21 protein-coding genes, 1 tRNA gene and 1 pseudogene are annotated in these 23,755 nt (G+C 68.7%); 9 read left to right on the forward strand and 14 right to left on the reverse strand.

The genetic code is table 11. The features are described from left to right. Nucleotides 1–72: 72 nt before the first annotated feature. Entirely contained in the window at nt 73–735 is a 663-nt protein-coding gene (locus tag PJ985_RS13505) for an ANTAR domain-containing response regulator (RefSeq protein ID WP_443033479.1), read from the reverse strand. A gap of 93 nt (nt 736–828) precedes the next feature. Between PJ985_RS13505 and PJ985_RS13510 the strand changes: the two genes are divergently transcribed. Next, nucleotides 829–912 (forward strand) — tRNA-Leu (locus tag PJ985_RS13510). A gap of 68 nt (nt 913–980) precedes the next feature. Here the strand turns inward: PJ985_RS13510 and PJ985_RS13515 are convergent. The 4 genes from PJ985_RS13515 to pyk form a co-directional block, all read right to left on the reverse strand. Next, on the reverse strand, nt 981–1,763 hold the full coding sequence (locus PJ985_RS13515; protein WP_271683955.1) for a cupin domain-containing protein: 783 nt from the start codon (nt 1,761–1,763) through the stop codon (nt 981–983). Then, entirely contained in the window at nt 1,757–2,698 is a 942-nt protein-coding gene (locus PJ985_RS13520) for a PmoA family protein (RefSeq protein WP_271683956.1), read from the reverse strand. Before PJ985_RS13520 ends, PJ985_RS13515 begins: the two co-directional genes overlap by 7 nt. Further along, nucleotides 2,695–3,831 carry a Gfo/Idh/MocA family protein gene (locus PJ985_RS13525; protein ID WP_271683957.1) on the reverse strand — a complete coding sequence of 379 codons (1,137 nt, stop codon included), beginning with the start codon at nt 3,829–3,831 and terminating at the stop codon, nt 2,695–2,697. Before PJ985_RS13525 ends, PJ985_RS13520 begins: the two co-directional genes overlap by 4 nt. Before the next feature lie 221 nt (nt 3,832–4,052). Continuing rightward, entirely contained in the window at nt 4,053–5,474 is a 1,422-nt protein-coding gene (gene pyk, locus PJ985_RS13530) for a pyruvate kinase (protein ID WP_271683958.1), read from the reverse strand. Nucleotides 5,475–5,763: 289 nt separating this feature from the next. Here pyk and PJ985_RS13535 point away from each other — a divergent pair, with 289 nt between their 5' ends. Beyond that, nucleotides 5,764–6,357, forward strand: coding sequence for a hypothetical protein (locus PJ985_RS13535; protein ID WP_271683959.1), 594 nt, complete (start codon nt 5,764–5,766; stop codon nt 6,355–6,357). Nucleotides 6,358–6,714: 357 nt separating this feature from the next. Here PJ985_RS13535 and PJ985_RS13540 read toward each other — a convergent pair whose 3' ends face one another. Further along, nucleotides 6,715–7,080 carry an ATP-binding protein gene (locus PJ985_RS13540; protein ID WP_271683960.1) on the reverse strand — a complete coding sequence of 122 codons (366 nt, stop codon included), beginning with the start codon at nt 7,078–7,080 and terminating at the stop codon, nt 6,715–6,717. 268 nt (nt 7,081–7,348) lie between these two features. On the opposite strand from PJ985_RS13540, the gene PJ985_RS13545 reads away from it, so the two are divergent. Further along, a complete protein-coding gene (locus tag PJ985_RS13545) occupies nt 7,349–8,224 on the forward strand; it encodes a helix-turn-helix domain-containing protein (RefSeq protein WP_271683961.1) in 876 nt (291 codons plus the stop codon). After that, complete coding sequence (locus tag PJ985_RS13550; RefSeq protein ID WP_271683962.1) at nt 8,221–8,427, forward strand: DUF397 domain-containing protein; 207 nt, start codon at nt 8,221–8,223, stop codon at nt 8,425–8,427. Before PJ985_RS13545 ends, PJ985_RS13550 begins: the two co-directional genes overlap by 4 nt. A 54-nt stretch (nt 8,428–8,481) precedes the next feature. Here the strand turns inward: PJ985_RS13550 and PJ985_RS23460 are convergent. After that, nucleotides 8,482–8,760, reverse strand: a pseudogene (locus tag PJ985_RS23460) (transposase); the annotation flags it as partial. Between the two features lie 2,387 nt (nt 8,761–11,147). On the opposite strand from PJ985_RS23460, the gene PJ985_RS13555 reads away from it, so the two are divergent. Together PJ985_RS13555 and PJ985_RS13560 are read left to right on the forward strand one after the other, a co-directional pair. Continuing rightward, nucleotides 11,148–11,342, forward strand: a complete 195-nt coding sequence (locus tag PJ985_RS13555; protein WP_271683963.1) for a ribbon-helix-helix protein, CopG family — start codon at nt 11,148–11,150, stop codon at nt 11,340–11,342. Continuing rightward, nucleotides 11,339–11,731 (forward strand): type II toxin-antitoxin system death-on-curing family toxin, encoded by a 393-nt coding sequence (locus PJ985_RS13560; RefSeq protein ID WP_271683964.1) that lies wholly within the window; start codon nt 11,339–11,341, stop codon nt 11,729–11,731. Before PJ985_RS13555 ends, PJ985_RS13560 begins: the two co-directional genes overlap by 4 nt. A 171-nt stretch (nt 11,732–11,902) precedes the next feature. On the opposite strand, the gene pepN is transcribed toward PJ985_RS13560, so the two are convergent. Then, entirely contained in the window at nt 11,903–14,434 is a 2,532-nt protein-coding gene (gene pepN, locus PJ985_RS13565) for an aminopeptidase N (RefSeq protein ID WP_271683965.1), read from the reverse strand. Between the two features lie 141 nt (nt 14,435–14,575). On the opposite strand from pepN, the gene PJ985_RS13570 reads away from it, so the two are divergent. Continuing rightward, on the forward strand, nt 14,576–14,758 hold the full coding sequence (locus PJ985_RS13570) for a hypothetical protein (protein WP_271683966.1): 183 nt from the start codon (nt 14,576–14,578) through the stop codon (nt 14,756–14,758). Nucleotides 14,759–14,965: 207 nt separating this feature from the next. Here PJ985_RS13570 and PJ985_RS13575 read toward each other — a convergent pair whose 3' ends face one another. Continuing rightward, nucleotides 14,966–15,328: a chorismate mutase gene (locus PJ985_RS13575; RefSeq protein WP_271683967.1), complete on the reverse strand. Its 363-nt coding sequence runs from the start codon at nt 15,326–15,328 to the stop codon at nt 14,966–14,968. 109 nt (nt 15,329–15,437) lie between these two features. Here PJ985_RS13575 and PJ985_RS13580 point away from each other — a divergent pair, with 109 nt between their 5' ends. Beyond that, nucleotides 15,438–16,325 carry a hypothetical protein gene (locus PJ985_RS13580; protein WP_271683968.1) on the forward strand — a complete coding sequence of 296 codons (888 nt, stop codon included), beginning with the start codon at nt 15,438–15,440 and terminating at the stop codon, nt 16,323–16,325. 24 nt (nt 16,326–16,349) lie between these two features. Here the strand turns inward: PJ985_RS13580 and PJ985_RS13585 are convergent, their stop codons facing one another. From PJ985_RS13585 to PJ985_RS13595, 3 genes are read right to left on the reverse strand one after another with little or no spacing between them, the layout of a single operon-like run. Beyond that, entirely contained in the window at nt 16,350–17,177 is an 828-nt protein-coding gene (locus PJ985_RS13585) for a carbohydrate ABC transporter permease (RefSeq protein ID WP_271683969.1), read from the reverse strand. Continuing rightward, the gene (locus PJ985_RS13590) at nt 17,174–18,184 is read right to left on the reverse strand and encodes a carbohydrate ABC transporter permease (protein WP_271683970.1); all 1,011 of its coding nucleotides are present in this window, start codon (nt 18,182–18,184) and stop codon (nt 17,174–17,176) included. The genes PJ985_RS13585 and PJ985_RS13590 overlap by 4 nt, the downstream gene beginning before the upstream one ends. Nucleotides 18,185–18,201: 17 nt before the next feature. Beyond that, nucleotides 18,202–19,488 carry a sugar ABC transporter substrate-binding protein gene (locus tag PJ985_RS13595; RefSeq protein WP_271683971.1) on the reverse strand — a complete coding sequence of 429 codons (1,287 nt, stop codon included), beginning with the start codon at nt 19,486–19,488 and terminating at the stop codon, nt 18,202–18,204. 201 nt (nt 19,489–19,689) lie between these two features. Here PJ985_RS13595 and PJ985_RS13600 point away from each other — a divergent pair, with 201 nt between their 5' ends. Further along, complete coding sequence (locus PJ985_RS13600) at nt 19,690–20,217, forward strand: hypothetical protein (protein WP_271683972.1); 528 nt, start codon at nt 19,690–19,692, stop codon at nt 20,215–20,217. A gap of 104 nt (nt 20,218–20,321) precedes the next feature. On the opposite strand, the gene PJ985_RS13605 is transcribed toward PJ985_RS13600, so the two are convergent. Together PJ985_RS13605 and PJ985_RS13610 are read right to left on the reverse strand one after the other, a co-directional pair. Further along, nucleotides 20,322–22,346: a CocE/NonD family hydrolase gene (locus tag PJ985_RS13605; protein ID WP_271683973.1), complete on the reverse strand. Its 2,025-nt coding sequence runs from the start codon at nt 22,344–22,346 to the stop codon at nt 20,322–20,324. Nucleotides 22,347–22,451: 105 nt separating this feature from the next. Then, on the reverse strand, nt 22,452–23,720 hold the full coding sequence (locus PJ985_RS13610; RefSeq protein WP_271683974.1) for an ATP-grasp domain-containing protein: 1,269 nt from the start codon (nt 23,718–23,720) through the stop codon (nt 22,452–22,454). Between the last annotated feature and the right edge of the window lie 35 nt (nt 23,721–23,755).

Raw genomic sequence — 23,755 nt, forward strand, 5'->3', positions numbered from 1 at the left:
TCTCACCCCCACCGGGACAACCAGCACAACCGGACAACCGGGGCAGAAGCCCGGCCGCCGGCGCCGCCCTCGCTACTTCTGCTTCTTCTCCTCGGCGTCCTGGATCACGGCCTCCGCCACCTGCTGCATCGACAGCCGCCGGTCCATCGAGGTCTTCTGGATCCAGCGGAAGGCGGCGGGCTCGGTCAGCCCGTACTGGGTCTGCAGCACGCTCTTCGCCCGGTCGACCAGCTTCCGGGTCTCCAGCCGCTGCGCGAGGTCGGAGACCTCTTCGGACAGCGTGCGCAGCTCGGCGAACCGGGACACGGCGATCTCGATCGCCGGGATCACGTCACTCTTGCTGAACGGCTTCACCAGGTAGGCCATGGCGCCGGCGTCCCGCGCCCGCTCCACCAGGTCGCGCTGCGAAAAGGCGGTCAGCATCAGCACCGGAGCGATCTGGTCCGCGGCGATCTTCTCGGCTGCCGAGATGCCGTCCATCACCGGCATCTTCACATCGAGTACGACCAGGTCGGGGCGGTGTTCACGGGCCAGCTCCACGGCCCGCTGGCCGTCCCCCGCCTCACCCACCACGGCATAGCCCTCCTCCTCGAGCATCTCCTTCAGGTCGAGACGGATGAGCGCCTCGTCCTCGGCGATGACCACCCGGGTGACCTGCGGGGGTGTGTGGGCTGCACTCACAGCACCGGCCGGGTCGGTCGGTGTCGGCTCCTCGGGGACATCGGCGCTGCTCACGGGGCTCCTTGGTTCTTGCCAGGCGGGGCACCCCTGAGGGTACCCACTCCCTACTACCGGCAGAGAACCGGTACACTGCTCCCGGCGACACCGGCCGGGTTGGCGCAACAGGCAGACGCGGATGTCTCAAACACATCTGTCCGAAAGGACATGCGGGTTCGAGTCCCGCACCCGGCACCTGGTTCTCTTTCGAGTGCAACCGGGCATCCCCCGCCCGGTTGCCGTTTCCTTCCCGCGAAGCGCGGCTACCCGCTGGTACGGGGCAGCGTGGTGCCGGGCAGCTCGTACTCCTGCCGGCGTCCGCACATGCCGTACCCGGCCTGACGGGTCGGCCCCGCGCTGCGCACCGCGGCCTCCGCCAGATGCGAGCCGTCGGCTCGGGCCAGGGCGTCCAGATGACGCCCGGTGGCCTCCGCCGCGGCCAGCGGCCCCTCCCGCCAGCGTTCGCGCCAGAGCGCGACCTTCGGTGCCACCAGCCGGGCCGCCGCCTCGTGGAAGGCCCGCAGCGGATCGGCGTCCCCGGCCCGCAGCGCGGCGCGGAGCACCAGGTATCCCTCGACGGCCAGGTCACGGCGGCGCCGGGTGGCGGCTTCGGCCTCCGGGCCCTCCCGTGCGGGAAGCGCGGCGGCCTCGGCGTAGCGGGCGGGGTCTGCGAGGATCTCGGGCGGGAACGTGAACACCGCGTCACCGGCCTCCGGCAGGCCGCTGTTCTGCATGAGGACGGTGACGCGCAGGTCCCGGCCGTTCACCATGCGGTGCACGGTGCCCGGGGTGAACCAGGCGATCGTGCCCGGCTCCAGCGGCGTCTCGGTGAAGCCTTCCGGGGTGAGGGTCTGCACCGCTCCCTCGCCGGCGGTGACGACGTACGCCTCCGTGCAGGCGAGATGAATGTGCGGGCTCCCCCCGCACACGCCGTCGGTGGCGAGCCAGTCGTAGGCACTGATGTGGGAGAGGCCGACGGCTCCGGGGAGCGGCTCCGGGAGTGAGCCGGAGGGCGGTCCGGGCTGCGGTGCGGACATGGTCACCATTCCCTGGGGTGGGCTTGCAGATAGCGGGCGATGCGCTCGCCGTCCCAGGCACCGTCGGCGACGATCACCCGGTAGTCGTAGGCGAAGGACTCCCCCGGGGGCAGCTCGAACTCCTCGAAGAAGGCCCAGGAGAGAGCGGCGACGGGCACCGGCCGGGACCGGACGAACCAGTGCGAGGGGTGGATCGCCGATTCCTCGAGATTCGCCGGGGCGTGGGCGAAGACCAGGGTGGAGTGCGCGTCCACGTCGTCGTGTTCGGCGACGAAGGCCAGCCACGGGGCACGGGCGGCGGGGGTTCCCATGATGTCGGAGTCCTCACCGGGCCCTTCGGGGGTGAGGACCTGACCGCCGGTGAAGTCCCGCGGGCCGCGCCACTGGAGTCCGGTGTAGCCGGCCATCTCCCGGCCGGCCGTGGTGGGACTGCCGAAGTGCAGCGGCTCGCCCCGCACATTGGTGAGGTGGAGGGACCAGTCGAGCGTCCAGGCACCTTCCTCCGGGTCCGCGGAGTGAACGGAGAGGGTGCGCCGTTCGCGCGCCCACTCCTCGCCGCCGTGGCTGAGCCAGGTGAGATCCTCGGCGATGTCGGCGCGGTCGTCGGAGGCGTCCACCCGGGAGAAACCGTCGTGCCGCATCGAACCGATGCGCTCCGGCACGCGCTGGTATCCCGTCCCGGTCAGGTAGGAGCTGCCGCCCCAGAAGTTCTGTCCGGAAAGATGACTGGCCGTCATCTGGATGCCCTTGTGCCACCGGTGGTCGTTGGGCCGGTAGCCGGTGACGGTGCGTCCGCTCAGGGTCCGGACCGGGTGCGCGTAGGGCTTCCGGGACTCGTAGGCCTCCGGGTCCGGACGGTACACGTAGGAGAGGATCTCCGTGCCGCCGGCGGCGACGGTGACGCGTGCGCCATGGGTGTGGGTGACGGTGAGGGGGAATGTCACTGGCTCTCCTCGGGGGCCCAGTCGGGATGACCGCCGTGCATGGCGTCGTAGTAGGGGTCACCCGGGACGATCTCGCCGGCGCAGACGGGCAGGCCGGTGAAGGCGGCTTTGTAGAGGGCGGCGTTGAACTCCAGGGTGCGGCGTGCGTCATGGCCGCTGCCGGGCGGACGGGTGCCGGCCCGCAGCGCGGTGATGAGGCCGGTGAGCTGAGCGGAGTGGGAGCTGGGGACGTCAGCGGAGGGCGTGCGCCAGCGGGTGACGCGGGCGGTGTCCTCCAGGCCGGGGCGCGGGGTGTAGGTCCAGTCCTCGTTGCGGTGCCCGTACAGGTGGGTGAGCTCGACGGTGGCCTCGGCACAGTCGATGCGCACACGGCTGACCTCGTCCGGGGAGAGGACGCTGTTCACGACGGTGGCGAGCGTTCCGTCCGCGAAGCGCACCAGGGCGGTGGAGACGTCCTCGCTCTCCACGTCGTGGATGAGGCGGGCGGCCATGGCACGGATCTCGGTCCAGTCGCCGAGCAGGTGCAGCAGCAGGTCGGTCTGGTGGATGCCGTGCCCCATGGTGGGGCCGCCGCCCTCGGTGGCCCAGCGTCCGCGCCAGGGCACTGCGTAGTAGGCGGCGTCCCGGTGCCAGGTCGTCTGGCAGTGGGCGACGCGGGGCGGGCCGAGCTCCCCGGCGTGCAGCAGGGCGCGGGCGTGCGTCGTCCCGGAGCCGTAGCGGTGCTGGGCGACGACGGCGGCGTACGGGCCGCCGGGGCGTTCCTCGGCTGCGATGTCGTCGAACTCCGCGAGGCTGAGGCAGAGGGGCTTCTCGCACCACACCCAGGCGCCGGCCCGCAAGGCGGTGAGGGCCTGCTCGCGGTGCAGGGCGGGCGGGGTGCCGAGCAGGACGAGGTCGGGGCGTTCGGCCGCCAGCATGGCGGACAGGCTGGTGTATCCGGTGGGCTTGCCGAGCTCCGGGTGCTGGGCGGCAGCGGTGGTACGGAAGGCGTCGAGGCGGGCTTCGTCGATGTCCACCGCGGCGACGAGTGCGAGGTCGTCGGAGTGTGCGGCGAGGGCGGGAAGATGACCGCCGGTGACGATGGCACCGGTGCCCACGACGGCGGTCCGCAGGCGAGTGGGTGGTGCGGTCATGAGGGCGGCTCCCGAGTGCGTGGGGCGACCGGCGGCGCGGGGCCGGAGCAGCGGGCCGGACGGGTGACGTGCAGCGGGTGGAGGCAACGGAGAGAACGGAGTAAGCGCTTTCTCCCCGACCCAATCACGCCCGGTCGCCGACACGCAAGAGGGGTGCCACCGCGGCCGATGGCCGCCGACGGCACCCCGTTGTCACCCGTCCGGGGACGGAGCCCGGTGGGTCAGCTCTCGCCGATGTGGTGGACGCGCACCAGGTTGGTGGTGCCCGCTGTGCCGGGCGGTGACCCCGCGGTCATCACCACGGTCTCGCCGTCCGAGCAGTCCCGGACTTTCCGCAACTGCTCGTCGAGCAGCGCGGTCATGGCGTCGGTGGACTCCACCATCGGCACCACCTGGGCATGCACGCCCCAGGTGAGGCTCAGCTGGTTGCAGGTGGCGGGATCCGGGGTGAAGGCCTGGATGGGGATCGGTGAACGGTACCGGGAGAGCCGGCGGGCAGTGTCACCGGACTGCGTGAAGGCGACGAGGAGCGTGGCTTCGAGGAAGTCGCCGATCTCGGCGGCAGCCCGGGCCACCGCCCCGCTCTGGGTGCGGGGCTTGGTGCCGTCGGGAAGTCCCGGCAGTCCGGCCGCGAGCACATCGTCCTCGGCCGCGGTGATGATCCTGCTCATGGTGCGGACGGTTTCGGCCGGGTACCGGCCGACGCTGGTCTCCCCGGAGAGCATGAGGGCGTCGGTGCCGTCCAGGACCGCGTTGGCGACATCGGAGGCCTCGGCGCGGGTCGGACGGGAGGAGTCGATCATGGAGTCGAGCATCTGCGTGGCGACGATGACCGGCTTGGCGTTGCGTTTGGCGAGCGCGACCGCCCGCTTCTGGACGAACGGCACGTCCTCCAGCGGCACTTCGACACCCAGATCGCCCCGGGCGACCATGATGCCGTCGAAGGCGTCGACGATGTCCTGGAGGTTGGCCTCGGCCTGCGGCTTCTCGATCTTGGCGATGACGGGACGGAAACAGCCCTCCTCGGCCATGATCCGGTGGATGGCCTTGATGTCGTCGCCCGTGCGCACGAAGGACAGCGCGATGATGTCCACGCCGGTACGCAGCGCCCAGCGGAGGTCACCGGCGTCCTTCTCGGACAGCGCGGGGACGGACACCGCGACGCCGGGGAGGTTGAGCCCCTTGTGGTCGGAGACCACGCCGCCCTCGACCACGAGGGTGCGGATCTCCGTGCCCTCGATCGCGGTCACGTCGAGGGCGACACGTCCGTCGTCAATGAGAATGCGTTCACCAGGTGTGAGGTCGCCGGGCAGCCCGGCATAGCCGGTGGAGCAGCGGTGCTGGTCCCCGGCGACTTCCTCCGTGGTGAGAGTGAAGGCATCGCCGGGTTCGAGGAGAACCGGGCCCTCACGGAATCTGCCGAGGCGAATCTTCGGGCCTTGAAGGTCGGCGAGAATCCCGATCGAGCGCCCGCATCCTTCCGCGGCGCGGCGGACATGCCCGTAGCGGCGCTCGTGATCGGCGTGCGTACCGTGGCTGAGATTGAGGCGCGCGACGTCCATCCCGGCCGCTACAAGCCCGGTGATCTGCTCGTACGAGTCAGTGGCGGGACCAAGTGTGCAGACGATTTTGGCTCGGCGCATGGCGTAGACCCTAAGTCTTACCGATGGGTACGGAACAACGCCTACATGTCATTGCAGTGTCTTTCACCCTGCACCTTGTTGACATTTAATAAATGGGCGGAGCTCTGCTCGAATGAGCACCCTTGAGGACTTCGGCGCGGTCGACCACCGGCTACCGGGCACTCCCGCGCACCCGTGCTGCTCCGGCATGCCCACACCCTGCACACCGGCGTGGAAAGGAAGGGAATGCGCCCTGCGCAATCCCGGCGAACACTCCCCGTGCCCACTTCCTCACTCCTAGGCTGATGGCATGAATGCTTCCCACCATGAGCAGCATCCACGGGCCCGGGCGGATCAGCTGGCCGCCGTGCTGGTGATGCTGGGGCACACCCCGCAGCGGGACGTGGACCCGCAGGAGGACTGCCGGGCACAGCAGGCGCTGCTGCTGGCAGCGGCCATGGAGCCGTACGTGGACAGTGCCGCGGATCCGGCGGTCTGCGGGCAACCGGCGGTGTTCGCGGACGCGGTGCAGGAGGTGGAAGGCCGCCCCGACGATCCGTACGAGCCGGTCCACCAGCACCTGCTCACGCACCTGGGCCTGTCGGTGCAGTACTTGCACGCGCTGTACGGCCCGCTGCCCGGCGGCCGGGAACGCCAGGAGACACTGGGGGCGTTGCGGCACTTCACGCACGCGCTGCTCGCCACGGCCGCGTCGACCCAGACGGCCGCGCTGCACGCCCGGATGGGCCTGTCCTCCGTCAGTGACGAGAACCGCATGGCGCCCTCCGTCACCTACGTCCTCGACGCCGGCGAACTGGCCCGTCTCGCCCGGCAGGCGAGCCGGGCGGCGGAGGAGTTCCTCAGCCACCTGGACGAAGTGGCCCCGGAGAAGGAGACGCCGTAGGGCGACACCGCGCTGTCCCGCCCGAAGCGGTGAGGGGGGTGGCAGAAAGGACGTAGCGGACGGGGCCGTCACGAATCACCAGGGAGCAGGGAGCCCCTCGTTCGAGCCGGGCAAGGATCCGGCAGCGTTCGTCCCGGTCCGCGAGCCACGCGCGGACCGGACGGGCGACCGGCGCGTCGAGCTGATCGGCAACGTGCGCGGCCCGCCAGGACAGCCACAACACAGTGCTCCAGGCGGAGTCGGTGCGGCCACTGCTCAGCAGGAACAGCTTCCGGGTGGGGAGGTCATAGGCGACGCCTTCGCACGCGAAGCGACGGTGGACCAGGGGAACGGGCGAGGGAAAGCTCGGCGCGACGGTCAGCATGAAGGAACCGCCCGGCCGGCGATCAGCAGCCGGACCCACACCGTCTTGCCGATCCGGCGTGGACAGACCCCCCAGGCGTCCGAGAGAAGGTCGACGAGGACCAGGCCCCGGCCACCGATGTCCTCCGGCCCCGGCTTGCCCAGCAGCGGCATCGCCCACTGGTAGGAGTCCGCCACTTCGATACTCAGCGCCTCACCGTCGCTGCGCACCGTCAGTTCCAGCAGGTCACCGATTCCGTCGGCGGTGTGCTGGACGGCGTTCGTGACGAGTTCGCTGGTGATGAGCACGGCCGCCTCGGTCAGGTGGCCCAGCCGCCACACCTGCAGCAGCGTCCGCACATGGCGGCGGGCAGTGGGCACGGACGCCGACTCGATCGGCAGGCGGATGACATGACTGCAACCGGACACAAAGACCCTCTCTTCTGTCGGGGACGGCCGAAGTGAGGCACTTATTTCCCGTAGCGCTCCAGCGACCATCTGTGACGGACGCTAGTCACCTCTCTCCAATCTGTGCAAGTCTTGCACTTAGAAAGTGATTCTGTCCTAATCATTTTCGATTTAGCAACCCGGTACAGTTACCCTTGCGGCAGGAGACTGCTCCAAGAAACGCATGGATTGAGGAGGCTCGATGCCCCCAGGCGGGATGCCGACGGCGCGCAGCAGGCGCCTCGGCGCCACCCTCCGGCGACTACGACTGGCGGCTCAACTGGAGCAGGAGGCTGCCGCCCGGGCGGTTGACTGCTCGGTACCGAAGATCAGCCGCGTCGAATCGGGGGCAGTGAAGGCCCGGGTGGGAGATGTTCGGATCCTGCTCGACCTCTACGGGGTCACCGACCCCGACAGGCGCCGCTGGTTGGAGAAACTGGCCCGGGAGAGCAACAAGCGCGGCTGGTGGCTGGACTACGAGACCAACAGCTGGACCCAGCTCGGTGACTTCATCTCGATGGAAGCTGACGCAACATACATCCGTACGTGGCAGCACGCCGTCATCCCCGGCCCGCTACAGACTCCCGACTACACCCGGGCTCTTCTCGCGACGAACCCCGCGTCACCGCCGCCGGAGGCAGCCGAAGAGGTGGTCCGCGTACGACAGGAACGCCGACAGGCGCTGGTGGAAGGGGGTATCCGCTACGCCGCTGTCATCTGGGAGCCGGCGATCACCACGCCGATGCCGTCCGCCCGCGTGCACCGCGACCAGCTGACGCATCTGCTGCATGCAGCCGACGAGCAGACCGTCACCGTGCAGGTGCTTCCTCTGCACGAGTGGGCCGCCGCCCGGGTGTCCCCTGCCTTCGTGGCCTTCTCCTTCGGCAGGGATCACGCACCTGAGGTAGTGGCCAGCGACACTCTGTCGAACACCGCCATGATCGAGGATCCTGACGAGGTCACAAACTACGCGCACGCGTTTGACGCCCTGAGGTCAGCAGCTCTTACACCCAACGACACCACCGCATTCCTCGAACAGGCGAGGGCCCAACTTGCTTCGGGAGACACGACGCCATGAACCCGCCATGCATAGTCTCGGCTTTCCGTAAGTCCTCCTACTCCGGCGGGGCGGTCAACGACTGCGTTGAGGTGGCTCGGACGTCGGACGGGGGGCGGGCAGTGCGGGACAGCAAGTGCAGCGCCTCTGCCGTCCAGCACTGCTCCCCCGGCGCCTGGACCGCCTTCCTCCGCGCGGTCCGGGCGGACACGTTCACCCGGTGACCGGCTGCGCGAGAGCCGATCGGGGTCATCTCTCGACCGGTCCTTCTACATGCAGCCCGTGTCATGGATGATCAGCACGCCAGCGGTGGCCCGAGCCTCTTGGCGACATATCCCCACAGATCGCGTAACTCGTCAGGGGTCCAGCAAGCCCGGTCGAGTAAGTGTTGCAACCCCGTAGGCGTGCTGTGCCCCGCGTACTCAGCCAACTGGGAGCTGTTCTTCCTGCCCACCTGGCCGAGCAGACCCCGCACGTAGGCACGCATCCGCCGCCGCAGGTCGAGCCGGCCGGTGTGACCGACCCGCACAAGCACCTTCCAGCTCCACCGACCACACACAGGCCGCATGTCGTCCTGCACGACCAGCACAACGAACCGCCGCACCGAAAATGACGCCCCCGATGTCTCGGCACAATAGCGGCGCCATTTCACGAGCCTGGACCGTTTCGCGCATGTATAGCTCACACCACTGGTTGCATATCATTCCACCGTAGCCTCAGTCAATGCTCATGGCGCCAGGGGATATCAACCGCACGACAGCTAGTAGAGCCCAAACACTGAAGGTGACCATTGCTCCTCCCGCCATCACTCTCACGACGGCTCGGTCCACCTTTTCGGGGGCAATAAGCGCCATGAAGGCAATGATCCTACTGAATCGGTCAAGTGAATTGCGGTAGTCCCTGACCGTGAGCCCGGCCACACTGGCAAGTACAGAAAAAATGCGATCTCAAATACGGCCATAATGCATCCCTCTTTCATTCACGTACTTGCTCTCTCTTGTTCTGCGCCTACCACTGAGAATTTCAGCGAGATGATCTGCATGAAGTAACGTGATTCAAGGATGCGCACATGAGCCGCACATCGAACCGCCCTCAGCCCTCAGCCCTCAGCCGATGACCACCCGGTGAAAATTTCCAGAGCGGGTGACGAAGTCCGGCGCCAGCGCAACCGCCACTACCAGCCTTCACCCTGCCCCCTCAACGTGATGGGCCACCGACTTCGGTCGGTGGCCCATCACGAAAGATGGAGGTCAGTGTCCTCGGGGGGTGGCCAAACCAAGGTAAGCAAGAGCGTCAGGCAAAAAACCCAGTTGGCTCATGCCTGCAATTGTTTCTGACGACTCTCCTCTTGAACAGGTCACCCGAGGGCGATCAATGCGGTTCCTGCGCCAGGACATTGTTGACGCTTCGCATGCTCACCCCATCCCACGCCTCTTGGCCTCTGCGATACCCAAAATCCTAAGAACACTCATCAGAAACATGCCGAAACCGATAAGCGTAATCCCTGCCACATAAAATCGTACATTGATCCTAGCTAGCAAGTGGGGTGGCATCAGACCAGCAAGACTACGACGTTGGCTTTCATTCCATCGATCAGCCATTCCTCCGACATTAAAAAGCACCTTCAATCCTACCCAAATCACAACAAGGGAAAGAAGAAAGAGTACAATGTCTTCTATATGCATTACTCACCCACGTTAGCCGGCACCGAACCAGCCCTGAGCCGGATTTCCAAATAGCAGCCAGAGAAGTTTACACCGGTACCTTTTCCTCCCCGACCAGACATGCAGATTCCTCGGGGGTTGTTGCCTCCGACGAGCTCGAGAAGGCCATCAAACATTTGATGGTCGAGATATTTTTTCCTTGCGCTCTCCTGCTCCCGGCCTGGAACGATTGAGAATGAGGCCCTATAGCACTATTCGTGACGACAGCCTGGCCACTGGCGGGTTCCGGCACATTTCGCGCGCTTGAAGCCATCGGACTCTTCCAGGACTATCGGCGCAAGCCGGTTGTGAAGGACCTCCATCTCCTGCTGGGCGGCTCGGGCAGATGAAACAACCGAGGCGGCCAACAAGAAATCTGGACAGGCACAATCAACTGAGGTTGCTATCTATCTGGGAATAGCCAAGCCGCGATAGACGCTAGAGTTATGACACAAAAAATTAGACAGGCAACGACTGCTATTTGTTTCACGACCCCCCTGTGTATATTGTCCTTGTCAACAAAAGCTGCGAATGATATCACGCTCGCGAAGCGCTCTATTGATCCGCGGTAATCCATTGCCGCCAACCCGAATCCGATTGCCAAGAAGAGAGAAAGTGCGATTTTAAGCATGATCATTGTCCATTCCTTTTCTTTGTCGCCCTAGAGTTGTTGCTGGTACTTCTCCTGTACCTGCCGAGGGTGAAAAATCTAGTAACGCATGTCTCACTTGCAATGACAGCAGCCTCGGCGCCCCATCCCGCACCTATTGCCATCTGTATAGAGCCAACATCTGATATGCAAACTCGTAGGAAGCGTGGACGGCCAGATAGTAAGCTTCTGTTGCTTCAGCCCTCACCCGCAGCCGGAGAGGTTCACACAACACCCGACCTTGTTGAAGTCGAGGACGTCGCCGAGTTTGCTGAGCTGTCGCCCGAAGAAGGAAGATTCTTCTTTCTCGGTCTGGGCTTTCTGTTGCTGGGCTTGTCTGCTTGGCATCGTTTCTCGGCGGCTGCGACAGCTTTGGCTTTGTCGTTCATGCGCTGCTGGTTGAGTTGGGCGCTGTAGGCTGTGGTGCTTCTGGTGAGTCTGTTGTGGGCCATGGAGGTGCCGCCGGTGCGGCTGCCGCGGAGTACTGTCCCGGGAGGCAACCTGAGCGGATCTGAGGGGGCGGCATCCTGGTCCTGGGCCCCAGGGCTGGTATCGCCTCGCCCACCAGATACCAGTCAGGCATCATCGCGGTATGGCGATGACACTCCGGCTCCCCGACGATGTTGACGCGAAGCTCACCGAACGTGCGCGTCGTGAGGGCCGCAGCAAGCAGGAACTCGCCATTGAGGCCATCCGCGACGCTCAGGATCGGGCCGAGCCGAAAGTCGATGACGTCCTGGCCGAACTCATGGACAGCGATGCGGAGATCCTGGACCACCTGAAGTGACCGACGTGCGGTACATCCAGATCGACGAAATCCTGACCATCGCCCGCAAGGTCAACGGTGCCGAGCACAGCGTGCGTGACTTGGGACTCATGGTGTCAGCGATCGAACGGCCCCGAACCCACGTGTTCGGAACCGAGCTGTATCCCACGCTGCACGAGAAGGCGGCGGCACTACTGCACTCCGTGGCCCGCCATCACGCACTGATCGACGGCAACAAGCCCTCCGCCTGGCTCGCCATGCGCGTCTTCCTGCGCCTCAACGGCGTCAGCTCCGGTACCGCCCCGCCGCCCGCCTCCCTCGCCGGCCCGTTCGTCGAGGACGTCGCGCAGGACCTCGTCGATGTACCGGTCATCGCCAAGCGCCTCCTGGCCTGGTTCCCCACCTCCTGACGTTCGGCGACGCAAGGGCCGGACGCTCGCGTGCCCGGCCCGGTGTCCCTCCACCGCTCGGCGGTGCCCGCCGGCCCCCGCCCTGCCCGGGGGCCGCTCCCACCGGACGCCCGCGGGGCGGGCGCCGGTGGGGGCGGTGACGAAACCCGTCGCCGCCCCCGCCCCCGGCGGTCAGCTGCCGGCGGTGCCGAGGTCGGTGGCCTCGTGAATGCGGAGGGCCCGGCGCAGGTCGTCGAGCTGGTCGGTGAGTCCGCGCCGCAGCGTGGGGGTGAGGTCCTCGCGGGCGAGGCAGTCCTCGCCCGCGCGCAGCGTGGCGCTGTCGACGGTGGCGCGCGGGAAGGCATGCCGGCAGGCGGCCTCGGTCAGGGCGTGCCCCCGGCGGGCCGCCAGGTCGACGGCGGCGGGGAAGTACCGCTGTTGGTACGGCTCAAGAAGGGTGCGCTGCTCGGGCTGCCAGAAGCCCTGGGCCGAGGCGATGAACAGGTAATTGGAGAGTTCGGAGCCCTTGCCGAACATGTCCTCCCAGACGGCTGCCTTGACGGCGGCGTCAGGCAGCGCGGCGCGGCAGCGGGCCGCGCCCTCCTGGCCGGTGGAGCCGGGGTCGCGTTCGGCCTCGGCGCGGATGTCGTCCTCGCTCGCGTCGCCCAGGACAGCGAGGCGCAGCAGAAGCCGCCAGCGCAGTTCGGGGTCGAGTTCGGGGCCGCCGGGGACGGTGCCGGCGTCCCACCAGCCGCGCAGCTCGAAGGGGGCGGTGGCGCTGCTGATGAGGCAGCGGACTGCGGTCAGGCGGAGGGTGGGGTGCTCGCCGTCGTCGGTCCGTTCCAGGAGGACGCGGGCCAGGCCGGTGAGGGTGGCCAGCGCGTCGTCGCGTTCCCGGTCGTTGAGGTAGCGGTCGGCGATCTGGGAGCGGCAGAAGCCGAGGACTCCTTCGAGGATCGCGTTGTCGGTCTCGGCGGGCAGGTGGCGGCGGGCCGCCTGGAGGTAGCCGAGGGGGTCGAGTTCGGTGTCCCGGACCATGTCGCGGGCGGCGTTCCACACGACCGCGCGGCTCTGCGGCTCCGGGAGGCTGCCCAGCACGTGCTGGGCGGTGTCCCAGGAGCGGGCGTCCAGGCGGACCTTGGCGTAGCTGAGGTCACCGTCGTTGAGGACGAGGAGGTCGGGACGGGAGCCGTCGAAGAGGTAGGTGCTGGTGCCTTCCCCGGCGGGGACGTCGAGCTCGGGGCGTTCGCGCAGGACGGCGGTGTCCGGGTCGGAGGGCGCCCGGTCATAGACGCCCACGCCGATGCGGTGGGGCCGGCCGCCGGTGTGGGTGAGGTGCAGCTCCCACTCGCCGTCCGCGGTGCGCAGCTCGGGGGTGAGGGTGTCGGGGCCGGAGGTGCGCAGCCACTGGTCGGCCCAGGCGTGCACGTCGCGGTCGGCGGAGGCCCGGCCGAGGGAGTCGATGAAGTCGGCGAGCGTGGCGTTGCCGAAGCGGTGGCGGGCGAAGTGGTCGTTGATGCCCGCAAGGAACGCTTCCTCACCGAGCCAGGTGACGAGCTGCCGGAGGGCGGAGGCGCCCTTGGCGTAGGAGATTCCGTCAAAGTTGAGCCAGGCGGAGGCGGTGTCGGGGACGGCGTCGGCGGCCGGTGCCACCGGGTGGGTGGAGGGACGCTGGTCGGCGTCGTAACCCCAGGCCTTGCGGGACACGGAGAACTCGGTCCAGGGCTGGAAACCGGTCGCTTCGGTGAGGACCTGGTAGCCCATGTACTCGGCGAACGACTCGTTCAGCCAGATGTCGTCCCACCACTGGAGGGTGACGAGGTCGCCGAACCACATGTGGGCCATTTCGTGGGCGATGACCATTCCGCGGACCTGGCGCTGGGTGTCGGTGACGGCGGAGCGGTGGATGAACTCGTCGCGGAAGGTGACGAGGCCGGGGTTCTCCATCGCGCCGGCGTTGAACTCGGGGACGAACGCCTGGTCGTAGGAGTCGAACGGGTACGGCTCGTCGAAGATCTCGTGGTAGCGGTCGAAGCAGCGGCGGGTGATGTCGAGGATCTCGTCCGCGTCGTGGTCGAGGTGTTCGGCGAGAGAGCGCCGTACGTGGAGGCCGAAGGGCAGCCCGGCGTGTTCGGTGCGGACCGAGTGCCAGGGGCCGGCGGCGACGGCCATCAGGTAGGTGCTGAGCGGCGGGGTGGTGGCGCACTTCCAGTGCCCGGGCCTGCCCTCGGTTTCGGTGGCGATGCCGTTGCCGAGGACCGTCCAGCCCTCGGGGGCGGTGACGGAGACGGAGAACGTCGCCTTGAGGTCAGGCTGGTCGAAGGCCGCGTAGACGAGGGGACCCTCGGTCATGCAGCACATGCTGTAGAGGTAGGTGAGGCCGTCGGCGGGGTCGGTGAAGCGGTGCATGCCCTCGCCGGTTCTCGAGTACGGCATGTCGGCCTCGAGGTGCAGCTCGTGCTCTCCGGCGGTGAGGCCGGGCAGCGGCAGCCGCCCGTCCGCCAGGTCGGCGGGGGCGAGGTCCCGGCCGTCGAGGACGGCCCGGTGGAGTGTGGTGGGGCGCAGTTCGATGAAGGTGTCGCCCTCGTGGCGCGCGGTGAAGCCGACGGTGGTGCGGGACCCGAAGACCGTTTCGCCACGGGTGAAGTCGAGGGCGATCGTGTACTGGTGGATGTCGAGGAGGCGAGCGCGGGTCCGCGCCTCGTCGCGCGTCAGGGTGGCCATGATCCCCATGCTGCCTCATGGCCCGGCCGGGGCGGCCGGGGCGCGTGCGGAGGGGCGGGGAGCGGGCCGGGCCGGGCGGGACGGAAGTGAGGGCCGAATGGCCCTGCGTGACTGTCAGTGGCTCGCCGTAAGCTGCAGACCATGTCCAACCCGCTCGAAGAGGAACCACCGGGCCTGGACGCCGGGCAGGCGAACCAGGCGATCCGCGTCTACGTACGCGCCCACGGCACCCGGCCGTGGGGCGCGAAAGAGCGCGCGGAGCTGCAGAAGCTGTACGAGGTATGGCGGGCAGCGGTGCGGGCGGGATTCGGGTCCGCCGCCTGACGGACGGCCCGGCCGGTTCCGGGAGACGGTGGAGTGCTGTGGGGGCGCTCCGCCGTCTCCCGGGGACGGCCGGGGCCACCCGGGAGGTGGGAGCACAGGCCCGGTGGAGTGCTGTGGGGGCGCTCGGCCGGGCAGGTGGCCGGTGCAGGGGTGCCGGGCCGCCGCCGGTGCGCTGATGCCGGGCAGGGTACGCAGCCCTGCCCGGCATCAGTCGTGCTCGGGTGAAGGGTCCGCCGGGGTCGTGCCGCTGCCCTCGCCGGACGCGGTGCCGTTGGCGATGGTCTCGTGGTGGCGGATCACCTCGGCGATGATGAAGTTCAGCAGCTTCTCCGCGAAGGCCGGATCGAGGTTGGCGCTCTCGGCGAGCTGCCGGAGCCGGTCGATCTGCCGGGCTTCGCGGGCCGGGTCGGCCGGGGGCAGCTGATGCCGGGCCTTGAGGCGCCCGACCTGCTGAGTGCACTTGAAGCGTTCCGCGAGCATGTGCACCACCGCCGCGTCGATGTTGTCGATGCTCTCCCGCAGCCGGGTGAGTTCCGCGCGGACGGACTCGTCGATCTCCCTGTTCGTCACGCTTCAGACTCTAGGCGGCCGGGCCGGTCCCGTTCCCGGGCGCCCGTAGAGTGACCACGGGTCCGCGGTGAGGCGGAACGGAGCGCGGCAACGCGGAGCGGGGGCGGCGATGGCGGCGGGCGGAACGGTCGAGCGGGGGTTTCCCCGGCTGGCGGAGGTCCGGGCGTCGGTCACCGCGCTGTACCGGGGGCTCTCCCCGGCCACCGTGCGGGGTTTCCCGCTGAGCGTGCTGCCGGTGGACGTCGGGTTCGGGGACGACGAGGAGCTGTCGGCCGGGGTGCAGCGCATCGCCCGGGTCATGGTGCGGCACCTGGGGCTGCCCGAGGCACGGATCGTGGTGAGTTTCCGCCGGATGGACGAGGCGGCGTGGGTGGAGCTGACGGACGGCCCGGAGTACCACGTGGAGCTGCATCCGCGGTTCGACGGACACCGGCGGGACATCGGCGCGGTACTGGCGCACGAGGTGATGCACGTGTTCCTGCACCGGGCGGGGCTGGCTCTGGAGGGAACGGCGGCGAACGAGATTCTCACGGACACCGCGGCCGCGTATCTGGGGGCCGGCTGGCTGCTGCTGGACGCGTTCCGGCAGGACGCGGTGTCCTCGCAGAAGCTCGGGTACCTGACGCCGGAGGAATACGGCTATGTGCTGGCGAAGCGGGCCGCGGTGTTCGGGGAGGACCCGCGGGTGTGGTTCACCAGCCCGCAGGCGTACGACGCGTACGCCAAGGGCCTGCGGCTCGCCGAGGAGGACGAGACGCGCCCGCCGCTGGCCGGGGGCGGCTGGGCGAGCAGGCAGCGCTACGCGGTGCAGCGGGCGCTGGCGGTCCGGGGCGCGCCGTCCTCGGTGCAGCCGGGTCACTGTGTCTTCGAGGCGGGGACACCGCCGAGGGTGACGTTTCCCTGCCCGGTGTGCTTCCAGCGGATCCGGGTTCCGGTGCGGGGCCGGGTCCGGGCCCGGTGCGGGCTGTGCCGGACCGAGCTGGACTGCGACACCTGAGCACGCCGCCTCGCTGACGTGCCGTCAGCCCTTGACGGCGCCGGCGGCGAGGCCGGTGGCGAGGCGGCGCTGGACGAGGACGAAGAAGATCAGCACCGGCAGGGTGATGAGGGTGGAGCCGGCCATGATGGCGCCCCAGTCGGTGGCGTAGGGGCCGGAGAAGTACCGCAGTCCGACGGCGGCGGTGTACTTGCTCTGGTCCTGCATGAAGACGAACGCGAAGATGAACTCGTTCCAGGCGACGATGAACGCGAAGATGCTGGTGGCGACCAGTCCCGGGGCCACCAGGGGCAGCAGGACGGAGCGGAACATCCGCCACCAGCCGCAGCCGTCGAGGTAGGCGGCCTCCTCGACCTCCTGGGGGACGGCCGCGACGAAGCCGCGCAGCGTCCAGATCGCGAAGGGCAGGGACAGCGCGACGTAGACGATGGTCAGGCCGAGCAGGGTGTTGAGCATCTGCAGGCTGCGCATCTGCAGGAAAAGGGGGATGACCAGGGCTTCCAGAGGCACCATCTGGACCACCAGGATCATGATGAGCACCTTGGTGCGCAGCTTGAAGCGGAACCGGGCGACGGCGACGGCGGCGAACAGGGACAGGGCGCCGGCCGCCAGGACGGTGCCGAGGCCGACGAGCGCGGAGTTGCCGAGGTAGCGGGCGAAGCCGCCCCGGTCGAGGACGAAGCGGAAGTGGTCCCAGGTGAAGCCACTGGGCAGCACGGAGGAGCCGCGGGCGGAGGCCCCGGGGTCGACGGCTGAGCTGATCATCCAGTAGACGGGGAAGAGGGCGAAGACGAGCAGGGCGGTGACCGCGAGAGCGAGGCCGGCCCGGCGCAGGGGGGTGGTGCGGGTCACAGCTCGTCCTTCTCTCGGAACAGGGTGCGGACGTAGACGAGGGTGATCGTCAGCAGCAGCACGGTGAGGAGGACGGCGATGGCCGCGCCGGAGCCGTAGTCGTTGCGCCCGAAGGAGCGCACGTAGGACCAGACGCCGAGGTTGAGCACGTCGCGGTTGGAGCCGCTGCCGCCCGGCATCAGGTAGATCTGCACGAAGACCTTGAAGTCCCAGATGGTCGACAGGATGGTGACGACCGTGAAGACCGGTTTGATGCTGGGGACGGTGACCTGCCAGAAGCGCTGCCAGGCGTTCGCGCCGTCCACGACGGCTGCCTCGGTCAGCTCCCTGGGGATGGTCAGCAGCCCGGCGAAGACGGTGATGGCGACGAACGGGAAGCCGTGGTGGACGACGTTCAGGGTGGCGATGGCGTAGAACGACCAGCGGTCGGTGAACCAGTTGGTCTCCCGCGGTTCGATGAGCCCCAGGGTGTCCAGTCCGCCGCTGACCACGCCGTTCAGCGGGTCGAAGATCCAGATCCAGACGTAGGTGCCGGTCACTGCGGGCATGGCCCAGGCCATCATGAGGGCGGTGGAGCACACCACCCGCCATACCGGGCCGAGCCGCTGGAGCAGCAGTGCGACCAGGGTGCCGAGGATGACGGTGAGCGAGACGCACGCGAAGGCGAACAGCACGGTGTTGGGGAGCACCGTGGTCCACAGGTAGGAGTCGCCGAGCAGGGTCCGGTAGTTGTCCAGTCCGGTGTAGTGGGATTCGCCGGAGCGGATCTCGCGCAGTCCGTAGTCCTGGAAGGACAGCAGGACGACGCGCACGAGGGGCCAGAGCAGCAGGACCGCGAGGACTGTCAGGGCGGGGGCGAGCAGCAGCCAGGGACGCAGCGGCCGCAGCCGTCGGCCGATGGCCGCGCGGCGGGCGGCGCGGTCGTGGCCGCTTCCGGGGTCCGGGGTGTGCGGGGCGCGGGGCGGCCTCTGTGCGGAGGCCGCCCCGGCACGGGTGTCGGTGCTCATGAGACGGATGCCCGCCGTCAGTCCTGGAAGATCCGGTCCATGGCCGCTGCGGCGTCGTCGGCGGCGGTCTGGACGTCCTTGCTGCCGGTGAGGATGGACAGCATCATCTGCTGGGGGATCTCCTCGGCCTGCACGGTGCCGAACCGGTCGGTGATGGGGAGGAGTTTGCCGCCCTCGGCCATCTGCTCGGCGAACGGCGCGATGTAGGGGTCGTCCCGCTCGGTGTAGGTCTCCAGGAGGGTCTGCTGGCCGGGGAAGAAGCCGGTCTCCGTGGACCAGCGGTCGGCGAAGTCACCGGTGGTCATGAGCTTGACGAGTTCCCAGCTGAGGTCGGGTTCGTCGGTGCCCTCGATGACTCCGGCGAGGGAGCCGCCCATGAAGGACGGGCTGACGCCGCCCGACGGGCCGGGTACCGGCATGACGCCGAACTTGCCGTCCCAGTCGCCGTCGGCGTCCAGGAGGGTCCCGACGGTCCAGGCGCCGTTGATGATCATGGCGGCGTCGCCGTCCTGGAAGCTCTGGAGGGCGTCGGCCTCGTTCCAGGTGTCGGCCGCGGCGACGGACAGGCCGTGCTCGGTGGCGAGCTCGGTGAGGTAGGTGATGCCCTCGACCGCTTCGGGGGAGTTGATGGCCGCGGCCCAGCCGTCGCCCTCGGGGACGGCGACCTCGCCGCCGGCTCCCCAGATGAAGGGGTAGAGGGAGTACTCGCTGCCACCGGGTACGGGGTAGGGAATCATGTCCGGTTCGAGCTCCTTGAGCCGGAGCGCCACCTCGCGCAGTTCGTCCCAGGTTTCGGGGACCTCCAGCCCGTGCTCCTCGAACACGTCCGCACGGTAGAAGAGGGCGCGGATGCCGGCGTACCAGGGCATGCCGTACAGCCGGTCCTCGACGGTGCCGGCCTGCTGAAGCCCTTCGACGAGGTCGTCGTCGAGGCCGTCCTCGGCGATCCGGTCGGTCAGGTCGGCGAGGATCGCGGCCTCGGCGAACTCCGGTACCCAGGTGGTGCCGATCTCCGAGACGTCGGGCAGGGTATCGCCCGCGGCGGCGGTGGTGAACTTCTCGTGCGCCTCGGTCCAGGGCACGAGCTGGATGTTCAGCGTCGCGCCGGTCTGCTCGGTGAACGCCGCCTCGAGGTCCTCGAAGTACGTGCCGGTGTCGGGGTAGGTGCCCTCCATGATCCAGACCTCGAGGCTCTTGCCGGAGGCGTCACCTCCTCCCCCGCCGTCGTCCCCTCCCCCACCGCAGGCCGCGAGCAGGCCGAGTGTCAGCGCTGCCGCCGCCGTGCCGCTCAGACGTCTCCCCATGACCTGTCTCCTCCGCATGCCTCAAGATCATTCCGGACCGCACTGCGCGTAGATTGTGACAGCGAACACAGCGCTCAGCCATGCTGGGACATCACGGAACAGCACCGTTAGTGGCCTGGACCACTGAGGTGGCGGAACCGGCTCGCGGCCCGTCCCGTCCCACCGGCGTACGGCGGAGTCAACGGAGTTGAGGAGACAGTCATGCGCAGAACCGTGGTGGTGCCCCTGATGACGGCGGCCGTGCTGCTCGCGGCGACGGGGTGCGGCGAGGAGGCCGTGGTCGAGCAGCCACCGGGCAGCGAGGCGGAGCCGGAGGTCCCCGACGAGACGCCGGGAGGCGAGACTCCGGACGCTTCCCCGGAGCGGTTCGAGGACCGGGCCGGTGAGATCGCCGAGGAGTGGCCGGACGTGGACCCGATAACCGAGGGCAGCGAGGACCTGCGGCCGCTCCAGGGCGCGGCGGAGCCGGACAGCTCCGACAGCGTGGTGACCGTGACGGTCGGCCACAGCGACTGCGCCGCGGATTTCGGGGCCTGGCTGGAGGAAACCCCGGACCTGGTGATCCTGGCCGGCTGGGAGAAGGAGGACCCGGACGTCGAGTTCTGCAACGAGATGCTGGTGCTCGACGAGGTCGAGGTGGAGCTGTCCGAGGCGCTCGGCGACCGCACCCTGGTGGACGCGGCCACCGGCCAGGACCTGCTCGGTGAGGACTACCCCTCCTTGCCCTGAGACCGTCGCTGACGTCCGGGGCGGAGACCGGGCGTGTTTCCCCGTCCGGGAGGTTCTCCCGACGGGGAAACACGCCCCGCGGGTGCCGCGCCCGGCGCTCGCCGCTACACCAGGTCCCGGGGGAAGCGCTCGTTCCAGGTCCGGGAGAAGACCCGCTGCTCGCCCTCGTAGCCGTCGAGCGTGGCGTGCAGCAGGAACTCGGTCGCGGTGGAGCTCAGCACGGTGCGGGTCTCCGTCCGCACGTTCCAGTCCCCCCGGGAGAAGGTCATCGTCCAGGCCGACTCACCCCGCGCCGAGGTGAAGTCGTCGGCCACCGAGTCGTACCGTTCGTAGGCGCGGCGGCCCACGTCGAGATCGATGGTGTCGTGGTGCACCGTGCCACCGTCCTTGACGATCTCCAGGGCCGACCGGTACCCCACCAGGTCGCGCGAGACGTTCCAGCGCTCCTCGGGCGGGCTGACCTGGGTCGTCGGCAGCGGTTCGGTCCCTTCCGGCTTCTCGAACGGCCGGGCGCCGTCGTCGTGTGCGGCGCCGGCCGCGCGCACCGGCAGGGTGAGGCTGCTGCCGCCGGTGCACACGCTCAGCAGCACCGGCTTCGGGGGCGGCCAGGCCAGCGGCCAGTAGGAGGTCGACAGGGACAGCCTGATGCGGTGTCCGGGCGGGAACGCCTGGGCCACGCCGTTGAGCCGCACCTCGGCCCGGTACCGCCGGCCCGGTACGAGGGGCTCCGGGGCCTCGAAGCTGTCCCGGCGGGTGAGATTGAGCAGGCCGTAGGTGACGCGGGTGGCGCTGCCGTCCGGAGCCACGTCGGACAGCCGCGCCGCCACCATCGCGACCGGCTCGCTGACCGACAGGTCGAGCGAGACGGTGGGTGAGCCGAGAATCTCGGTGCGCTCGGTGAGCACCTCGCTGTCGAAGACCATCGACCCGCCGTCCTCCTCCCGCTGGTCGTAGGGAAGGTCGGGCGGCGCGTTGTAGGAGGCCCACTTGCCGGCGAACTGCCCGACCGAGAGGGGCGACTGCACGGTCAGCTCCTCCTCCTTCGCGCGTGCCTCCGGCGCCGCGAGGCGGTGGCGGTCGAGCGGCAGGGTGAGCTCCCGCACCTGCGGGGAGGGCCAGGCCGGCTCACCCACCCAGCGGCCGGGCCGCTCCTCGTACGAGGTGGAGGGCGGCATGCTCTCCTGCATCCAGGTGCGCAGGACCGGGCCTTCCATCACCCCGTTGTCGATGTCCTTGAGCCAGTGGTCCCACCAGCGCACCACCTCCTGCAGGTAGCCGATCGCCGGTCCTGGCTGCCCCAGGTGGGGGAACTTGTGCGACCACGGTCCGATGAGCCCCTTGCGCGGCACGTCCAGGTTCTCCAGCAGGCGCAGCACCGCGTTGGAGTAGCCGTCGGCCCAGCCGCTGGAGGCGAGCACCGGGCACTGCACGGCCCGGTAGTCCTCGCACACCGAGGCGTGCCGCCAGTAGTCGTCGCGCCGCTGGTGGCGGAGCCATTCGGCGACCCAGGGTCCACTGTGCTCCAGTCGCTCGTGCCACATGTCCCGCCAGCGGTCGCCGACCAGCGCGGGGTCCGGCGGGCAGGTGGCGTAGGCGAACATGGTGCCGGCCTCGGCCAGATTGTCCGACAACAGGCAGCCGCCCATGTAGTGCATGTCGTCGGCGTACCGGTCGTCGGTGAAGGAGGCGATGACGATCGCCCGCAGGCTGGGCGGACGGCGGGCGGCGAGCTGCAGCGCGCTGAACGCCCCCCAGGAGAGGCCCATCATCCCGGTCCGGCCGTCGCACCACGGCTGCCCGGCGATCCAGGCGAGCACGTCCTCCGCGTCGGTCTGCTCCTGCTCCAGGTACTCGTCGAGGAGCACCCCTTCGGACTCACCGGTACCGCGCAGGTCCACCCGCACGCAGGCGTAGCCGTGGCCGGCGAGGTACGGATGGTGGACGGAGTCCCGGACGGCGGTCAGGTCGCGCTTGCGGTACGGAATGTACTCCAGGACCGCCGGTACCGGCTCGTCGTCCGAGGACACCGGCCGCCAGATCCGGGCTGCCAGGCGGGTGCCGTCGGAGACGGGGATCAGGACGTGTTCCTCTTCTCGGGTGGTGTGGGGCAGGTTGGTCACACAGCGCATGGCCGGGCGTGCTCCTCTCCTGGTGCGCACCTGCGGTCGGCAGCCGGTGCGGGGCGGGCGCGGGCGGACACGGCCCCCGGCTCGGGGGCCGGGCGGGAGGTGCGCTCAGTCGCACACGAAGCGCAGCGCCGCCACGCAGCGGTCGAACTTGTCACGCATGTTCTTCTCGTTCTCCCCGCCGATGAGAATCTGGGCGAGTTCAAAGCTGTAACTGTCCTGCTCGGGCAGGTCGGAAAGCCGCTGGCCCTCCTCGGGGACGATGCGGATCCTGACTCCGGGTATCTCCTGCTCGATCCGGTGCACTTCCTCGTCGGTCGGCACCCGGCGGACCCGGCCGTCCTCGAAGCGGCGGTGATACCACTTCGCCGCCACCTCGTACGGCCCTTGCTTGTCCGGGAGTTCGGGATTCCGGCCGAGCGCGAGGCTGACCATGCAGTGATGGTTGGGGACGCCGTCGACGAACTGGAAGAGCTCGGCGTGCGACTGGGAATGCCGCGGGTTGATCTCCAGCAGCTTGATCACGTCCGTCTCCGGATCGTAGAAGAACTCGATGCTGAACGTGGCCGAGTCCGTCCCGATCTGCCGCATCACCCGTTGGGAGATGTCGCGGAGCCGGGCCACCACCGGCCCGGGCAGCGCGGACGGGTACTGGTGGCGCAGGAAGCTGGAGGAGTCCGGGTGGTTGACGGAGTCCAGCGCCCCGTAGACGGTGACCTCACCGTTGTACGCGTAGCCCTCCACCGCGACCTGCCGGCCGGTGAGGGCTTCTTCCGCCAGGCAGGCCTCGCCCCCCGCGGCGCTGACCTCGGGCGGGAGATCCAGCCGGTCGAGGATGTACTCGAACGGACGGCCCACCCGGCCGATGCCTTCCCGGATCTGCGTGACCGCCTCCTGGAACTCCCTTTCGTCCTTGACGCCGAAGGCCAGCTCCGAGGAGTAGGAGATCGAGGGCTTGAGCCACATCGGAAAACCGACGTTCGCCGGGGGCTGCGGTGTTCCGGAGAGATCGACGAGCGCGAACGCCGGGTGCGCGTCGGTGGCTTTCTGCTGCTCCAGCCGGCTCCAGTACTTGTGCTCGCATTTTGCTACGGCCTCCAGGCTGTTGCTCCGCAGACCGTAGCGCTCGCACAGCACCGGCACGATGGTGCTGACCGGGAAATCCCAGTACCCGACGATGGCATCGATACTTCCGTCGAAGGCGTCCAGCTTCGCCTGGGCCTTGCTGATCAGCTCGGGCACCACGACTTCGCCCTGCTGGAGTTCCTCAATGCTCAGCAGGGGATGAAATCGGTAGTCCTCCGCGTACGGAATGTCACCCAGGGTCTCCAGATTTTCCTTGTCCATTCCGACAACGAAGATGTTCGCCCGGCTCATACACTTCTCCTCTGTCCGACTGCGTGTTCTTCCGG

The sequence above is a fragment of the Streptomyces sp. ACA25 genome, from assembly GCF_028200735.1.
GTDB lineage: Bacteria > Actinomycetota > Actinomycetes > Streptomycetales > Streptomycetaceae > Streptomyces.

What these genes read in the sequence shown, in the direction of transcription:
- PJ985_RS13610 (WP_271683974.1), bottom strand. Translation starts at nt 23,720, where the DNA reads ATGAGCCGGGCGAACATCTTCGTTGTCGGAATGGACAAGGAAAATCTG.
- PJ985_RS13605 (WP_271683973.1), bottom strand. Translation starts at nt 22,346, where the DNA reads ATGCGCTGTGTGACCAACCTGCCCCACACCACCCGAGAAGAGGAACAC.
- PJ985_RS13555 (WP_271683963.1), top strand. Translation starts at nt 11,148, where the DNA reads ATGGCGATGACACTCCGGCTCCCCGACGATGTTGACGCGAAGCTCACC.
- PJ985_RS13580 (WP_271683968.1), top strand. Translation starts at nt 15,438, where the DNA reads ATGGCGGCGGGCGGAACGGTCGAGCGGGGGTTTCCCCGGCTGGCGGAG.
- PJ985_RS13595 (WP_271683971.1), bottom strand. Translation starts at nt 19,488, where the DNA reads ATGGGGAGACGTCTGAGCGGCACGGCGGCGGCAGCGCTGACACTCGGC.
- PJ985_RS13570 (WP_271683966.1), top strand. Translation starts at nt 14,576, where the DNA reads ATGTCCAACCCGCTCGAAGAGGAACCACCGGGCCTGGACGCCGGGCAG.
- pepN (WP_271683965.1), bottom strand. Translation starts at nt 14,434, where the DNA reads ATGGCCACCCTGACGCGCGACGAGGCGCGGACCCGCGCTCGCCTCCTC.
- PJ985_RS13515 (WP_271683955.1), bottom strand. Translation starts at nt 1,763, where the DNA reads ATGGTGACCATGTCCGCACCGCAGCCCGGACCGCCCTCCGGCTCACTC.
- PJ985_RS13545 (WP_271683961.1), top strand. Translation starts at nt 7,349, where the DNA reads ATGCCCCCAGGCGGGATGCCGACGGCGCGCAGCAGGCGCCTCGGCGCC.
- PJ985_RS13525 (WP_271683957.1), bottom strand. Translation starts at nt 3,831, where the DNA reads ATGACCGCACCACCCACTCGCCTGCGGACCGCCGTCGTGGGCACCGGT.
- PJ985_RS13550 (WP_271683962.1), top strand. Translation starts at nt 8,221, where the DNA reads ATGAACCCGCCATGCATAGTCTCGGCTTTCCGTAAGTCCTCCTACTCC.
- pyk (WP_271683958.1), bottom strand. Translation starts at nt 5,474, where the DNA reads ATGCGCCGAGCCAAAATCGTCTGCACACTTGGTCCCGCCACTGACTCG.
- PJ985_RS13535 (WP_271683959.1), top strand. Translation starts at nt 5,764, where the DNA reads ATGAATGCTTCCCACCATGAGCAGCATCCACGGGCCCGGGCGGATCAG.
- PJ985_RS13600 (WP_271683972.1), top strand. Translation starts at nt 19,690, where the DNA reads ATGCGCAGAACCGTGGTGGTGCCCCTGATGACGGCGGCCGTGCTGCTC.
- PJ985_RS13590 (WP_271683970.1), bottom strand. Translation starts at nt 18,184, where the DNA reads ATGAGCACCGACACCCGTGCCGGGGCGGCCTCCGCACAGAGGCCGCCC.